The sequence below is a fragment of the Lichenicoccus sp. genome, assembly GCF_965277665.1.
GTDB lineage: Bacteria > Pseudomonadota > Alphaproteobacteria > Acetobacterales > Acetobacteraceae > Lichenicoccus.
Genome location: NZ_OZ255835.1, coordinates 1,697,400 through 1,711,509, shown reverse-complemented (window position 1 = coordinate 1,711,509; position 14,110 = coordinate 1,697,400). Strand labels below are relative to the sequence as shown.

Below are 14,110 nucleotides of genomic sequence, written 5' to 3'. Positions count from 1 at the left end.
CGCCGAGTGCCGCATGCGCCTACCCGGACGCGAGCTCGCCCGATTGGCGCAGCGCATGATTGACCGCGCGGCCGAAGCGGGCCGCCACCGCCTGCGGCTCCTCGTGCCGCAGCAGCACGCGGCCGATGGCGTCCTGCATGTCGCGGGTGATCTGGCCGAGGGCGACAGGCGGAAACGGCACGCCGGTCGCGGCCAGGGCGCTGAACGAGGTGCCCCACTTGCCGGTGCCGACCACGTCGGTGCGCGGGCTGTCGGCCGGGCGGGCGGCGGCCTGGTAGTCCCTGGTGATCAGGAAGTGCGCGAAGTCGGTGGCCTGCTGCAGGTGCGCGGACGCCTTGTACACATAGAACGGATTGATCTCGAAATAGGTGCGGCGGTTGCGTAAGCCGGGCGGTGGCGTGATCTCGACGTCGCGCATGCTGTCCGGATACTGCGCCTCGTGCAGGTGCATCCAGGAGCCGTTCATCACCATCGCGTACTGGCCGAGCGCGAAGTTGTTGTCCTCCTCCTCCCAGCCCCAGCTCGTCGAACTGGGTGCGATCGCACCGCGCGCGAGCAGGTCGCGATACAGCGCCATCACCTCGCTGCCCCGCCTGAGCTGCGCCGGATCGCGGTCCCAGTTGTTGCGGTACAGGCCGGCGGCGACAGGTTCAGCCAGCGGCGCATCGTTCTGTACCAGCAGCATGAAGAACTCCTGCGGCGCGCGCACCGCGTCGTTGGCGACCGCGAAGGCGTATTTGCCGGTTTTGGTGTGGATCGCCGCGGCCTGGTCCAGCAGCTCCGCCCAGCTCTTCGGTGGCGCTGCGATGCCGGCCTTGGCGAGCAGCGCCTGGTGGCTGAGCAGCGCGCGTATGCCGAGATAATGCGGCACCGCCTTGATGCGGCCGCGGACGGTGAGCCCGGTCCAGACGTTCGGGTAGATCGCGGCCTTGTCCGGCCAGCCAGCCACCGCGTCGGTGAGGTCGGCGAGTGCTCCCATGCGGTCGAACTCGCCGAGCCATTCGGCCAGGCCCCAGCTCACGTCCGGGCCCTGGCCGCCGGCGATCGCGGTCACCAGCTTGTCGTGCATCGCCTCGAACGACATGTTCTGCAGCTCGATGGTGACGCCGGGATGCGCCGCCTCGTACTGCGCGATCTTCGCCTGCGCGATCTTGCTGTCCGGCAGCGCCGGGTCCCAGGCGACCCAGAACTTGAGCGAGACCGGATCGGCGGCGCGTGCGGACGGCATCCCGGCGGCCAGCATGGCGCTCGCCGATATGAGGGCGGCGCCGGCCTGTCGCCGGGTCATCGGCATGGCGGCTGCTTTTTGAGTGGCCATCGTTTCCTGTTCCTGGCGCATCTTGGGAAAGCCTCTTGCGGGCCTGTTGTTCGCGTCAGCCGGCCAGTTCGGACGGCGAGTGGGCGGCGTCGCGCGGCGCCCGTGCCTCGCGCAGCTCGGCGACGCTGCGCACCGACAGCCGCGCGGCACCCGCGGAGGCCTTGGCCGAGGGCCGGGCCCGTCCCATGCGGTCGCGTGCATCCGGGATCGCGTGCGCGAATTGCGGCAGCCACTGTGCCTGCGCCACCAGCAGCTCGTCCACCATCTGCCAGACCTCCTCGGGGTTGCATACCGCGCCGATCAGCGGGTCATGCAGCATCGCCAGGCGCAGCATGTCCAGGTCGCCCTCGACCGCCGCCTTGAGCGCCATGCGCTGCACGTTCACGGTCACGCTGCAGGTTGCCGCACACGCCATCGGCAGCGTGATGCCCGCAACCATGTTCAGCCCGAACCGGTCGACGGTCCCCGGACTTTCGACGATGCAGTCGGCAGCGAGGTTGGTCACCAGGCCGGCATTGCGCACGTTGAAATGGCCGCGATACGACTTGCCGGTTTCCAGCGCCTCGATGATGTGGCTGCAATGTTCGTCCGACCGCTGGTAGTGTTCGAGCGGCGCGCCCGCCTCGCCGAGCCAGCGCGGGAAGTCGGTCTCGAACCAGTTGCGCTGCTCGGTGCAGTAGCGCAGGTAGCCGCCGGTCTCGCCGTTGATCCAGTTGGTGAGGTCGATCCAGCTCGGGATCTCGTCGGGGCGCTTGCGATACCAGGGCAGGTATTCGCTGAGATGGCCGTTGCTCTCGGTGGAATAGACCCCGAATCGGCGCAGCACGTCGATGCGCACCTTTTCTTCCTGGCTGTATTGCGGGTGCCGCTCGAAGGCCTCCAGCAGTTCGCGGCAGTCGATGCGGCGGCCGTTCCAGCGCAGGTCGACATACCAGGTCTGGTGGTTGATGCCCGCGCAGATATACTCGAGCTCGTGCGGGTCGGTCGCCCCGAGCACCTCGGCGATCTGGCGCCAGCCATGCTGCACCCCGTGGCACAGCCCGACCGTGTTGGCGACGCCGCCATGCTCGATCGCCGCCCAGCTGTTCATCGCCATCGGGTTGGCGTAGTTGAGGAACCACGCGCCCGGCTCGGCCACTTCGCGGATGTCGCGGCAGAACGCCAGGATCTCCGGTACCGTTCGCATGCCGTACATCAGGCCGCCGGCGCAGATGGTGTCGCCGACGCACTGGTCGACGCCGTAGCGCAGCGGGATCTCGATGTCGTGGTGGAACGCATCGAGGCCGCCGATGCGCACGCAGCAGATCACGTAGCGGGCTCCCGCCAGCGCCGCGCGACGCTCGGTCGAGGTGCTGACACGGGTCGGCAGGCGGTTCGCCGCGATGTCCTTGCGGACGATCTGGGCCACCATGTCGAGGTTGGCGGCACTGATGTCATGCAAGGCGAACTCGGTGTCCCGCAGCGCCTCGACCTTGATTATGTCCCGCACCAGCTTGCGCGTGAAGCCGACGCTGCCGGCTCCGATCACCGCGACTTTCATGAGGTCGTCCTTCTCACAGGGAAGTTTTGGGACAGGGAATTTCTTGCTACCCTGCTCAGCGACACGACCGGCGGAAAGAGGAAAGCTGTGCTTATACCAGCAATTGCGTGCTGAGCAGCCTGGTCGCGGCCGGTCCGCGTGCGGTATCGCTGGCGTTCCCCAAGGAGCGCTACCGGCTGCACGCCATGGTCACCAGCGCCGGCTACGACCTGCGCCGCTACGATCCGAGACAAGGCCGCTTCTATGACTGGGACGGGCTCAGGCGTGGCGATGCGCCGTTCGTGCTGCTGCAGCACACCCTCTCCGGCCGCGGGCGCTTGCGCTATGGCGGCATCCAGCACGAGGTGCTGCCCGGCCAGACCATGCTGCTCGCCTTTCCGCACGACAATCGCTACTGGCTGGCGCCCGGTGACGCGTGGGAGTTCTTCTGGATCTGCCTGAACGGCTCTGAGGTGCTGCGGCTGTGGCGGCAGCTGCTGGAAGTCGGCCCGCTGGTCCGGTTCGGCCCCGCCAGCATCGACCGGCTGGCACGCGCCTGCGGCTCCGTGCTGGACGGCGAGGCCTCGTCGCCGGCGCGCAGCTCGCAGCTCGCCTATTCGATCGCCATGCACCTCGCCGACGAGATGCTGGCCTGGGGCGAGGTGCGGGCGAGCTCGAAGCGTCCGGCGGCGATCGAGCGGGCGGTGTCCTTGGTGCATGACGGCGGCGGCGCCCCTGTCGATGTCGGGCGGATGGCGGCGGTGAGTGGCTACAGCCGCTACCATTTCAGCCGCCTGTTCAGCGCGAGCGAGGGGGTGCCCCCGGCGCGCTACCGGCTGCGGGTGCGCATGGAGGAGGCGGCGCGCCGGCTGCAGACCGAGCCGGACCCGATCAATGTCATCGCCATGCGCTGCGGCTTTGCCGATGCGAACTACTTCACCAAGCTGTTCCGGCGATTCTACGGCGTGACCCCGCGGGACTTCCGCCGCAGCGGCATGTTCGCGGGCGGCCCGGCGCCGGCCATCCAGACCGCCCGCTGATGGGCGCGTCACGCCGACGATTGTCGCGACGGATCGGCGGTGCTGGCGCGTGCAAGACCTGTACGGGTCAACCCGAAGGGCGTGGATGCACGGTGCTGCACTTCTCATGGCGAGCGGAGCCCCGGCTTCGACCGGGCCTCGCGGCCGCCGCGACCCGGCCGGGGGATTGATGCGTCGCGTCGTCCGGGCGACAGCGGGAGCAGGGGTGGCCGAGGATCCCGATGCGTCCCTGGTCGCGCGGATGGCGAGCGGCGACGAGGCGGCGTTCCGCACCCTGGTCGACCGCAAGCTGCCGCGGCTGCACGCGCTCGCCCAGCGGCTGCTCGGCGCTGCCGGGGAAGCCGACGACGTCGCCCAGGAGGCGCTGCTGCGGGCCTGGCGGCAGGCCCGGCACTGGCAGCCTGGTGCCGCGCGCTTCGAGACCTGGCTGCACCGGGTGGTGCTGAACCTCTGCACCGACATCCAGCGCAAGCGACGCGAGGTGGTGATGGCCGAGCCGCCGGAGCGCGTCGATCCCGCACCGCGTGCCGACCAGGCGCTGCAGAGCGAGGAGACCGCCCGGCGGGTCCGGCAGGCGCTGGCCCGGCTGCCGCCCCGGCAGCGCGAGGCCATCGCCCTGCAGACGTACCAGGAGCTGTCCAATATCGAGATCGCCCAGGTGCTCGAGATCAGCGTGGAAGCGTTGGAAAGCCTGCTGTCGCGGGGCCGGCGCATGTTGCGCGACCTGCTCGGAGAATGACCATGACGCCCGAACGTTTTGCGGCACTCGCGGATGCCCATGGCGGCATGCTCGAACGCTGGCCCGACGACCTGCGCGAGGCGGCCCGGGCGCACCTGCTGCTGCACCCGGAGGCGGCCGGCATTCTTGATGCAGCAGCCCGACTGGACGCCGCACTCGCGACCTGGACGGTGCCGGGTCCCGGAGCGGCGCTCTCCGGGCGTATCCTGATGCAGGCCGCATCGCGTCACCGCCACGCAGGGCGCCTGCGGCTGTGGTTCTCCGGCCTGGGCGCCGCCGGGGTGCTGGCCGGGGGCGTGGCCGCCGGCGCCGCTTTCGTCACCCTGTCGCAGCCGGGGCCCGACCAGGTCGGCGATCATCTGTACGAGGTGAGCGTTCTGGGAGCGCCGCTCGATCCAGAGGAACCCGCGACCACGGAGGTCCAGCCATGATGTCACGACAGGTCACCCTGCTGCTGGCGGCGTCCCTGCTAGTCAACGTGTTCGCGTTCGGGGCGATCGGCGGCGGGTTGTTCATGCTGTGGCAGCAGGGCGGCTTGCGGGCGCATCCGATAGCACGCCAGCCATTGCGCGCGGCAGGGGACGACCTGCCGGCGCCCGACCGGGCCCGGTTCCGCGTCGCGATCCGGACCGTGCTGCGCGACAGCCGCGACCTGCCCGCCACCGCCCGTGACAGCCGGGCCGCCGCCGCCGCGCTGTTCGTGCAGCCGACGTTCGATTCTGCCGCGGTGCTGGCGGCGCTGGATCGCGCGCGCGCGGCGGATTTCGAGCTGCGCCGCCGCCTCGAGACCGCGGCGGTGCAGGTCGCGGCGACCTTGCCGGCGGACGAGCGGGTGTTCCTGGCGCGTGGCCTCGCCCGTGGCGGCCCGCTGCGTCATCCGGCACGCCGGGCAATCGCGGCACCCGCGTCCGCGCCGGCCCCGCGATAGGCGATGGCCAGCAGCTCTTTTTGATCAGGCGCCCGACGGATTTCCTAACAAGCCCCGTTCAAGGAACACGAGCAGGGCATCGGCTCGCTCGCAACGAAGCAGCGGAGCACACGAGATATGCGAAATCGTCTGATCCGGCAGCTATGCGCTGCCATCCTGGTCGCGGGCTGCGGCATGTCGGTCTCGGGTTGCATCATCGCGCCGGGCCATGGCGGCGGCTGGTGCTACTGGCACCCGTATCGCTGCCGCTGAGAGCCGATTTGCAAACACCTGCTGCTGGCGATCCCCCGCTTTCTAAGACTGGGCACCGTTTTTGCGCTCCGGTGCTCACGGCCATGAAGGCCGCTCCGCTCCGGTGCTCGAAACGGCACGCCGGGCGCGACCCTGCGGGTCGCTCTCATCCAGCATCAGGCGTTTTCAAACAGGCTCCGAGCCGACTTCACCGACCGCCCTCCCGACGTTCGAAAGCACTTTGATATGCAACGATTTGCCGCCTGCGCGCTCATTGCTCTCATCGGCGCCGCGACCCTCGCACTGCCGCAGCGGGCCCAGGCACAGCCCTTTCCGCCGGTGCCGCCGCCGCGCTACGAGCCTGTACCGGTCGCTCCCGGTCCCGGCTATTCGTGGCGGGGCGGCGGCTGGCGCTGGGACGGGCGCGGCTATGCCTGGATGCCGGGCGCCTACGTGATCCGGCGCCCCGGCTACCATCAGTGGGTGCCGGGCCACTGGGGCCGCTTCGGCGGCTGGATCCCGGCGCACTGGCGCTAGATCAGCTCAGGGCGTCACCGGCATGGCGTGGAACTGGCCCGGGCTGCCCTGGTCGGTCTCGACCACGCCGTGCTCGCGATCGACCCGCAGCGTGAACAGCAGCGGCAACTGGCCGCGCGCGCCGGGACAGGTGCCGCTGTGCTTCTCCATCACCTGGAAGCGCTGGGCGGCCGGCGGATCGTTGCCGTTGATGATGAACAGCAGGCATTCCTTGGCGTCATGGGTGAGGCCGTTCGCCACCACCTGGCCGCGCAGGTGCTCGACCGTGCTGTAGTCGTTGTGCCAGTCCACCGGGTCGGGAAAGAAGCGCTGCTGCAGGCGTGGCAGCACGCCGGTGAAGTGCAGCACCACCACCAGGGCACCGGCAAGCACGATGGCGGCGATGCGGGTGCCGAGTTGCCGTCGGGTGGTGCGCGGAACCGGTGGCCGCGGGCCGGAGCGCGGTGTCCGCATGGTCGTGTTCGGTCGCGCCAAGCCGCTATTCCACATCCTCGTGCCAGCACCTGCCGTCCTGCGCGAGCAGCCGCCGTGCTGCCTCCGGACCCCACGAGCCGGCGGAGTAGTAATGCAGGGTGTCGGGGTGCCTGGCCCAGCCATCCAGCACCGGCTCGACCCAGGTCCAGGCTGCCTCGACCTCGTCGCGCCGCATGAACAGCACCGGGTCGCCGCGAACGGTGTCCATCAGCAGGCGCTCGTAGGCGTCCGGATAGCGGGTGGAAAACGCCTTCTCGAACGAGATGTCGATTTTGGCCGGGCGCAGAACCATGCCGTCCGGTCCCGGATCCTTGCTCATGATCGAGAGCTGGATGCCCTCCTCGGGCTGCAACCGGATGATCAGGCGGTTGGATTGCAGCTTGGACTTGAAGATCGACCAGGGCGTCTCCTTGAACTGCACCACGATCTCGCTGGACTTGTTCGGCAACCGCTTGCCCGAGCGCAGGTAGAACGGCACCTTGCCCCAGCGCCAGTTGTGGATTTCCGCTTTCAGCGCCACGAAGGTTTCCGTCTTGCTCTGCCGGCCTTCGCCGAGTTCCTCCATGTAGCCGGGCACCACCGCATCGCCGATGCGGCCGCGGCCGTACTGGCCGCGGATCGCAACGTTGGGCACCTCCTCCGGCAGGATCGGCTTGAGGGCCCGCAGCACCTTGAGCTTCTCGTTGCGCAGGCTGTCGGCGTCGAGCGCGCCGGGCGGTTCCATCGCGACCAGGCACATCACCTGCAGCAGGTGGTTCTGGATCATGTCGCGCAGCGCGCCGGAGCTGTCGTAGTAGTCGCCGCGGCCCTCGACGCCCACGCTCTCGGCGGCGGTGATCTGCACGTGGTCGATGGCATCCGACGTCCACAGGCGCTCGAACACCGGGTTGGCGAAGCGCAGCGCGATCAGGTTCTGCACCGTCTCCTTGCCGAGATAATGGTCGATGCGGAAGATCTTTTTCTCGTCGAAGACCTGGCCGACTTCGTTGTTGATGCGTTCCGCGGACGCCAGGTCGGTGCCGATCGGCTTCTCGAGCACCACGCGCGATTGCGGGGTGACCAGCCCGTGCTGCGCGAGGTTGTGGCAGATATCGCCGTACAGGCCAGGCGAGGTGGCGAGGTAGAACACCCGGGTGCGGGACGCGACGCCCGCATCGAACAGCCGCAGCAGGTTCTCCCAGGAGCTGTCGGACTCGGCGCCGTTCACGCTGGCGTAGAAGATCTGGCCGATGAAGCGCCGCGCCACCGCCTCGTCGAGGTCGGGCGCCTTGATGAAGCGGGCCAGCGCCTTCTCGGCCCGGCCGCGGAAGTCCTCGTCGGACAGCTTGGACCGGGCGGCGCCGATGATGCGGGCGTCGCTGGGCATCTGGCCGTCGCGGAACCGGTAGTACAGCGCCGGCAGCAGCTTGCGCATGGTGAGGTCGCCGGTGGCGCCGAAGACGATGTAGTCGAACGGTTCGACCGGACCGGTTACACTTGGCATACTGGGTCAGCTCCGTCGGATGCCGCGGGTGCGCCGTGGCGAGGGACGCGGGGGGCCAGGGACGCGAGGGTCAGGGACGCGGCGGCCCGGGCGCGCGTGCAAGATTGTGCTTTGCGGCACGTCCTGCAAGCTCCGTGCGGTTGCAATGGGATGGAGATGCCGATTGACCCTTACCGGCGGGTCTTGGTAAGCCGCCCCTCCCTGGCGACGACCCGAGAGGGGACCGGATTGGGGGGCGAGTGGATGGGGCCGGACGACATGACGCTGGACACGGCCGAAAGGCCAGGCTCGCGGGCCCAGGACCCGGCCCAGGGCCCGGCAACGCCGGATGGCCCGGCGGATGACCGCGCGGCCACCGGAGGCATTGCGGCCGACCGGCTGCGGAGCATCATCGAGCGGGTCGAGCGACTCGAGGAAGAGCGCCGCGCGTTGTCGAGCGACATCAAGGACATCTTCGCCGAAGCGAAATCGGCCGGCTTCGACGTCAAGGTGATCCGCCAGATCATACGCATCCGCAAGCAGGAACCGGCCGAGGTAGAGGAGCAGGAGACGCTGCTCGACATCTACCGGCGCGCGCTCGGGATGTAGGGCCAGGCCGGCATGACGTTGTCGCCCATCCTGCCTGACTGGGTGCCGTGGTGGGCGCAGCTGGTCCTGGTCGTGCTGTTCGTGCTGTTCGCCTGCGCGTTCCTGATGATGCCGTTTGCGGTGTTCGGGCTGCGGGGCAGGCTCGACCTGCTCGAGGCGCAGCTCGACGACATCCATGCCGAGCTTCGCATGCTGTCGATGCGGCTGCCGGATGCCCAGGTTGCGCACCAGGGGGCGCGCAAGGCGGCGGAGCCCGCAGCCCGGCCCGAGCCCCAGTTCGAGGACGAGGCACCTGCGGCGACCCGGCGCGGCGTCCGCATCGATCCACGCGACGTGTCCGAGGTGCGGCGGGTGCCGCCGGAGCGCCCGGCTCCGGAAGAGCGTAGCGAGCCGCGCCTGCGCTGGCCGCCGCGCGACGACTTTCGCTAGCAGGCCGCGGAAGGACCAAGCGCAAGGGCTCCGCCCTTGACCCGCTGGGGCCCCAGACCCCGATTCTGTAAAAGAATGGATTTCAAAGGCTGCCTTTGATGGGTCCAGGGCAAGGCCCTGGCCTGCTTTCGCTTCATAGCAAATGCATCGTTCTAGATCAGAGAAGCACGAGGTCGTCGCGATGGATCATCTCGTCGCGGCCGCGCCAGCCGAGGAGTGCCTCGATCGCGCCCGAGCGATGGCCGGCGATGCGGCGCGCGTCCATGCTGCCATAGGCGGACAGGCCGCGCGCCAGCAGATGCAAGTCGCCGTCGAGCACCTCGATCAGGTCGCCGCGCTCGAAGTCGCCTTCGACGCTGCGTATGCCGGCCGGCAGGAGCGAGCTGCCCGACCGCAGGGCGCGGGCGGCTCCCGCATCGACCTGCACCCGGCCGCAGGGCTGCAAGCCGCCGGCGATCCAGCGCTTGCGCGCCGACCGGCCGTCCGGGACCGGCAGGAACCAGGTGCAGCGGGCGCCGTCGAGCAGGGCCTGCAGCGGGTGCAGCCGGCTGCCGAGCCCGATCGCCATCGCGCAGCCGGCCCGTGTCGCGATACCTGCCGCGACCAGTTTGGTGCGCATGCCACCCGACGAGTAGCCCGGCGGCGGCGCGCCACCCATCGCCTCGATCGCCGGTGTCAGCGCCGGCACCAGTGGGATGTGCGCGGCCGACGGATGCCGGCGTGGATCGGCGGTGTAGAGGCCGTCGATGTCGGACAGCAGCACGAGCTGGTCGGCCTGCACCATCTCGGCGACCCGCGCCGCCAGCCGGTCATTGTCGCCGAAGCGGATCTCGGCGGTGGCGACGGTGTCGTTCTCGTTGATCACCGGGACGCAGGCGAAGCTGGCCAGCGTGCTCAGGGTGGCGCGCGCGTTGAGGTAGCGCCGGCGATCCTCGGTGTCGCCCGGGGTGAGCAGCAGCTGCGCCGCGGTCAGCCCGTGCGCCGCGAGTGCCGTGCTCCAGGCCTGGGCGAGCCGGATCTGCCCGACCGCGGCGGCGGCCTGCTTCTCCTCGAGGCGCAACCGGCCGGGCGGCAGGCGCAGGGCGTGGCGGGCCAGCGCGATGGCGCCCGACGACACCACGATCACCTCGATGCCGCGACGGCGCAGGGTGGCGATGTCGGCGGCGACGCTGTCCAGCCAGGCCTGGCGGGGGGCGGCTGCGGCCGGGTCGACCAGCAGCGCGCTGCCGATCTTGACCACGAGGCGCCTGGCCTGGGCGAGGTTCGGGGAGTTTTCGGGAGCAATCCCCGGCGCTGGCCGCTCCGCGGTCACGCGGCCGCGCGCGCCGCGGTGATGCGGTCCTGCAGGGCGCGCAGCACCTGCGGCACGCCGCCCAGTGTCGCAGCCGAGAGCAGCAGCACCGGATTGCCGGTGGCCTTTTCCAGGGCCCGCTGCCGCGACGAGATCTGCCGCGGCGTCATGGCGTCGGTCTTGTTCAGCGCGATGAGCTCTGGCTTGTCGGCAAGGCCGCCGCCATAGGAGTGGAGTTCGCTGCGTATCGTGCGCCAGGCCCGCACGACATTGCCGGCGGCGCCGTCGATCAGGTGCAGCAGCACGGCGCAGCGCTCGACATGGCCGAGGAAACGGTCGCCGAGGCCGGCGCCGTCATGCGCGCCCGCGATCAGCCCGGGGATGTCGGCGAGCACGAACTCGTCGGACATCGACAGCCGCACCACGCCGAGTTGCGGGTGCAGGGTGGTGAACGGATAGTCGGCGATCTTCGGCCTGGCTGCCGAGGCGACCGACAGGAGGGTGGACTTGCCGGCGTTCGGCAGGCCCACCAGCCCGGCATCGGCGATCAGCTTGAGGCGCAGCCAGACCCAGCGTTCCTCGCCGGGCCAGCCCTTGTCGGCGCGGCGCGGCGCGCGGTTGGTGCTGGTCTTGAAGCTCGCATTGCCGAAGCCGCCATCGCCGCCGCGGCACAGCAGCACGGTCTTGCCGGGCGCATCCAGGTCGGCGAGCATCATCTCGCGCCCGTCGTCGAAGATCTGCGTGCCGATCGGCACCTGGATGCGCACCGTCGGCGCGCCGGCGCCGGTGCGGTCGGAGCCGGCGCCGTTGCCGCCTTTGCGGGCGCGGAAGTGCTGCGTGTAGCGGAAGTCGATCAGGGTGTTGAGGTTGGCCACCGCCTCGAACACGATGTCGCCGCCGCGGCCGCCATTGCCGCCGTCCGGACCGCCGAATTCGATGTATTTCTCGCGCCGGAACGCGATCACGCCGTCGCCGCCGTCCCCCGACTTCACGTAGATCTTGGCCTGGTCGAGGAATTTCATGGCGTGCGGGAGAACTTCCGGCGGGTCGAACGGGTGGGAGGCGCCACAACGACAAAGGGCCGGCCAACGATGGCCGACCCTGCATCCGGAGGTGCGTCGCGGGCGGTAGGCGCTACTCGGCGGCGACCGCCAGGCTGTCCACGCTCACCTGCACCCGGCCCTCGGCGCGGGTCTCGAACTTCACGTGGCCGTCGACCAGGGCGAAGATGGTGTGGTCGCGGCCGAGGCCGACATTGCGGCCGGGCTTCACCTTGGTGCCGCGCTGGCGGATGATGATGTTGCCGGCGATCACGCTCTCGCCGCCGAACTTCTTGACGCCGAGGCGGCGTCCGGCGGTATCGCGGCCGTTGCGGGACGAGCCGCCTGCCTTTTTATGTGCCATGGGTCAGTCTCCTCGCCTCAGGCGGTGGTGATGTCGGCGATGCGCAGCACGGTGACCGGCTGGCGATGGCCGTTGCGGCGGCGGCTGTTCTGCCGGCGGCGCTTCTTGAAGATGATGACCGTATCGAGCCGGTCCTGGGCCACGACCGTCGCGGTGACGGTGGCGCCGGGCACGAACGGCGCCCCGATGCTGGTGCCCGCCTCGCCGCCGATGGCGAGCACCTCGGAGAAGGTCACGGTGGCGCCGGCCTCGACATCGAGTTTCTCGACCTTGAGCACGGTCTGCGGGGCCACGCGATACTGCTTGCCGCCAGTGCGGATGACTGCGTACATCTTTGTCTCTGCTTTCCGATCTCTAGGCTCCCGGATGCCGGACCCGGGTGCCTCAGTCGCTTCTTGTCATGGGCCATGCGGGCATGGCGACGCCCCGGCGGAACCGGTGCGGGAGAGGGGGTTATAGAGCGGCGCCTTCGTCTGTCAACAGGATTGCGCCGGGCGGGGCGGGCTTCTATAACCCGCCCGCCGCGTGCGTCGGAGAGGTGCCAGAGCGGTCGATCGGGGCGGTCTCGAAAACCGTTGTGCGTGCAAGCGTACCGTGGGTTCGAATCCCACCCTCTCCGCCAGAACGCTCAGTTCGCCAAGATCCGTGATCATCCGCAGGCCTGCAAAACTTTTCCCTCATTGCAATGCCTTAGCTCCATTTTGTGTCCGCCTCCGTCCGCTTGCGGCTGTTTTCGTTCGCAACGATGATGAGGGGACAGACAAGGGGACGGTCAGGCCGGTCCGGGCACCGGGCTTGTCGGCACAGAGGGTCAAGCGCGCCCTGCCGGGTTGATACGGCGACGGGGACGGCCTGTATCTTCTCGCTCGCGGTCCCGAGAAGGCCTTCCGGGTGTTCCGATACACTCGCAGCGGCCGGCTCAGGGAAACGGGGCTGGGCCGGGCACGAGGCAACGACAAGGTCGATCTGGCCGATGGCCGCCAGCGCGTGCGCGAACTGCGCGCGGTGATACGCGCAAGCCAAGATCCGGTCGAGCAGCGCAGGGCGGGCGTCGAGGAGGCGAAAGCGAGGGTTCGGGAGGATGCCGTCAAGCCGATAACGTTCAGGTGGGTTGCGACGCTCGACACCTATGTCCATCCGTACCTCGGCGACGTGCCGATCTCGAACGTCGCGACGGGGCACGTTCTTGCTGCCCTGCAACCGATCTGGGCCACCAAGTTCGAGACCGCCGCCCGTGTCAGGGGTCGCTTCGAAAGCATTCTCGACTACGCGAAGGCGATGGGCTCGCGCTCGGGAGAGAACCCGGCAAGCTGGCGCGGCCACCTCGTCAAGCTTCTGCTGTCGCGGGCTCGAGTTGCCCCTGTGGTCCATTATGCCGGACTGCCGTGGGCCGAGACGCCGGTCTTCCTGTCGAGCCTGCGAGAGCCGGGCGGAATCTCGGCCATGGCCGTCGAGTTCACCATTCTCACTGCGGCGCGCAGCGGCGAGACACTCGGAGCGACCTGGAGCGAGATCGATCTCGATGCCATCGTCTGAACAATACCGGCGACCCGCATGAAGGCACGACGTGAGCACCGGGTCCCGCTATCGACCGCGGCGATCTCCCTGTTGCTCAAGGCAGCAATACTTCGGGAGACAGACAGACGCGACGCCTACGTCTTCCGGGGGGCTGCGCCAGGGAAGCCCCTGTCGATTATGTCGATGACAATGGTCCTGCGCCGCATGAGGCAGGGGCACATCACCGTGCATGGCTTCAGAAGCACATTTCGAGATTGGGCGGCCGAACAGACGAGTGTTTCAAATGAGGTGGCAGAGGCAGCTCTGGCGCACGTCGTAGGAGACAAGGTGGAGGCTGCCTACAGACGTGGTGATCTCTTCGAGAAACGATGTAAACTTATGGACGCCTGGGGAGTGTTTTTTGTCCTCCCGAGGACGTTCTGAAGGCCTCCGGCTTTTCCTCATGGACCGTCCGCGTGGGCGGCTAGCCCTGCGATTGAGCGGCGTCACGCGCAGGCGGTCTGCTGGGTACAAGTCAAAAAGAATGACACATTCTGGCGTCCCGATCCCAAGGCAGGGCTTGGCGACAGCAGAATGAAAGTCGTGGCTCAGGTCGATATTCCAACATCACC

Annotated in this window: 18 protein-coding genes, 1 tRNA gene and 1 pseudogene; 12 read left to right on the top strand and 8 right to left on the bottom strand. The window is 69.0% G+C overall.

Going from position 1 to position 14,110, the window contains the following annotated elements; translation table 11 throughout:
* Window positions 1-19: 19 nt before the first annotated feature.
* Together ACQY4O_RS07835 and ACQY4O_RS07830 are read right to left on the bottom strand one after the other, a co-directional pair.
* On the bottom strand, window positions 20-1,318 hold the full coding sequence (locus ACQY4O_RS07835; protein ID WP_428375623.1) for an ABC transporter substrate-binding protein: 1,299 nt from the start codon (window positions 1,316-1,318) through the stop codon (window positions 20-22).
* Between the two features lie 55 nt (window positions 1,319-1,373).
* Window positions 1,374-2,858, bottom strand: a complete 1,485-nt coding sequence (locus ACQY4O_RS07830) for an alpha-glucosidase/alpha-galactosidase (protein WP_428375622.1) — start codon at window positions 2,856-2,858, stop codon at window positions 1,374-1,376.
* Window positions 2,859-2,965: 107 nt separating this feature from the next.
* Between ACQY4O_RS07830 and ACQY4O_RS07825 the strand changes: the two genes are divergently transcribed.
* The 6 genes from ACQY4O_RS07825 (at window position 2,966) to ACQY4O_RS07800 (ending at window position 6,312) form a co-directional block, all read left to right on the top strand.
* Window positions 2,966-3,877, top strand: coding sequence for an AraC family transcriptional regulator (locus ACQY4O_RS07825; RefSeq protein ID WP_428375621.1), 912 nt, complete (start codon window positions 2,966-2,968; stop codon window positions 3,875-3,877).
* A 169-nt stretch (window positions 3,878-4,046) separates the two neighbouring features.
* Window positions 4,047-4,616 carry an RNA polymerase sigma factor gene (locus ACQY4O_RS07820; RefSeq protein WP_428375620.1) on the top strand — a complete coding sequence of 190 codons (570 nt, stop codon included), beginning with the start codon at window positions 4,047-4,049 and terminating at the stop codon, window positions 4,614-4,616.
* Window positions 4,617-4,618: 2 nt separating this feature from the next.
* Entirely contained in the window at window positions 4,619-5,047 is a 429-nt protein-coding gene (locus ACQY4O_RS07815; protein WP_428375619.1) for a hypothetical protein, read from the top strand.
* Window positions 5,044-5,544: a periplasmic heavy metal sensor gene (locus ACQY4O_RS07810; RefSeq protein WP_428375618.1), complete on the top strand. Its 501-nt coding sequence runs from the start codon at window positions 5,044-5,046 to the stop codon at window positions 5,542-5,544. The genes ACQY4O_RS07815 and ACQY4O_RS07810 overlap by 4 nt, the downstream gene beginning before the upstream one ends.
* A 117-nt stretch (window positions 5,545-5,661) precedes the next feature.
* The gene (locus ACQY4O_RS07805) at window positions 5,662-5,796 is read left to right on the top strand and encodes a hypothetical protein (RefSeq protein WP_428375617.1); all 135 of its coding nucleotides are present in this window, start codon (window positions 5,662-5,664) and stop codon (window positions 5,794-5,796) included.
* A gap of 225 nt (window positions 5,797-6,021) precedes the next feature.
* Window positions 6,022-6,312, top strand: coding sequence for a hypothetical protein (locus tag ACQY4O_RS07800; RefSeq protein WP_428375616.1), 291 nt, complete (start codon window positions 6,022-6,024; stop codon window positions 6,310-6,312).
* Between the two features lie 6 nt (window positions 6,313-6,318).
* Here ACQY4O_RS07800 and ACQY4O_RS07795 read toward each other — a convergent pair whose 3' ends face one another.
* The gene (locus ACQY4O_RS07795) at window positions 6,319-6,765 is read right to left on the bottom strand and encodes a hypothetical protein (protein WP_428375615.1); all 447 of its coding nucleotides are present in this window, start codon (window positions 6,763-6,765) and stop codon (window positions 6,319-6,321) included.
* A 25-nt stretch (window positions 6,766-6,790) separates the two neighbouring features.
* Window positions 6,791-8,269 (bottom strand): glucose-6-phosphate dehydrogenase, encoded by a 1,479-nt coding sequence (zwf, locus tag ACQY4O_RS07790; protein WP_428375614.1) that lies wholly within the window; start codon window positions 8,267-8,269, stop codon window positions 6,791-6,793.
* 264 nt (window positions 8,270-8,533) lie between these two features.
* On the opposite strand from zwf, the gene ACQY4O_RS07785 reads away from it, so the two are divergent.
* The gene (locus ACQY4O_RS07785) at window positions 8,534-8,857 is read left to right on the top strand and encodes a DUF2312 domain-containing protein (RefSeq protein WP_428378140.1); all 324 of its coding nucleotides are present in this window, start codon (window positions 8,534-8,536) and stop codon (window positions 8,855-8,857) included.
* A 12-nt stretch (window positions 8,858-8,869) separates the two neighbouring features.
* Window positions 8,870-9,286, top strand: a complete 417-nt coding sequence (locus tag ACQY4O_RS07780) for a hypothetical protein (RefSeq protein ID WP_428375613.1) — start codon at window positions 8,870-8,872, stop codon at window positions 9,284-9,286.
* 157 nt (window positions 9,287-9,443) lie between these two features.
* Here the strand turns inward: ACQY4O_RS07780 and proB are convergent, their stop codons facing one another.
* From proB to rplU, 4 genes are all read right to left on the bottom strand, one after another.
* A complete protein-coding gene (gene proB, locus ACQY4O_RS07775; RefSeq protein ID WP_428375612.1) occupies window positions 9,444-10,598 on the bottom strand; it encodes a glutamate 5-kinase in 1,155 nt (384 codons plus the stop codon).
* Window positions 10,595-11,599: a GTPase ObgE gene (gene obgE, locus ACQY4O_RS07770; protein WP_428375611.1), complete on the bottom strand. Its 1,005-nt coding sequence runs from the start codon at window positions 11,597-11,599 to the stop codon at window positions 10,595-10,597. Before obgE ends, proB begins: the two co-directional genes overlap by 4 nt.
* Window positions 11,600-11,711: 112 nt before the next feature.
* Window positions 11,712-11,981 carry a 50S ribosomal protein L27 gene (gene rpmA / locus ACQY4O_RS07765; protein WP_428375610.1) on the bottom strand — a complete coding sequence of 90 codons (270 nt, stop codon included), beginning with the start codon at window positions 11,979-11,981 and terminating at the stop codon, window positions 11,712-11,714.
* Window positions 11,982-11,998: 17 nt separating this feature from the next.
* Window positions 11,999-12,313 carry a 50S ribosomal protein L21 gene (rplU, locus tag ACQY4O_RS07760; protein WP_428375609.1) on the bottom strand — a complete coding sequence of 105 codons (315 nt, stop codon included), beginning with the start codon at window positions 12,311-12,313 and terminating at the stop codon, window positions 11,999-12,001.
* A 200-nt stretch (window positions 12,314-12,513) separates the two neighbouring features.
* Here rplU and ACQY4O_RS07755 point away from each other — a divergent pair.
* The 4 genes and pseudogenes from ACQY4O_RS07755 to ACQY4O_RS07740 all read left to right on the top strand — a co-directional run bounded on the left by ACQY4O_RS07755 (window position 12,514) and on the right by ACQY4O_RS07740 (window position 13,922).
* Window positions 12,514-12,603 (top strand) — tRNA-Ser (locus tag ACQY4O_RS07755).
* A gap of 227 nt (window positions 12,604-12,830) precedes the next feature.
* A pseudogene (locus ACQY4O_RS07750) lies at window positions 12,831-13,016 on the top strand (hypothetical protein); the annotation flags it as partial.
* On the top strand, window positions 12,990-13,517 hold the full coding sequence (locus tag ACQY4O_RS07745) for a tyrosine-type recombinase/integrase (RefSeq protein ID WP_428378139.1): 528 nt from the start codon (window positions 12,990-12,992) through the stop codon (window positions 13,515-13,517). The pseudogene ACQY4O_RS07750 and the gene ACQY4O_RS07745, both read left to right, overlap by 27 nt.
* An 18-nt stretch (window positions 13,518-13,535) precedes the next feature.
* Window positions 13,536-13,922 (top strand): tyrosine-type recombinase/integrase, encoded by a 387-nt coding sequence (locus tag ACQY4O_RS07740; protein ID WP_428375608.1) that lies wholly within the window; start codon window positions 13,536-13,538, stop codon window positions 13,920-13,922.
* Window positions 13,923-14,110: the final 188 nt, after the last annotated feature.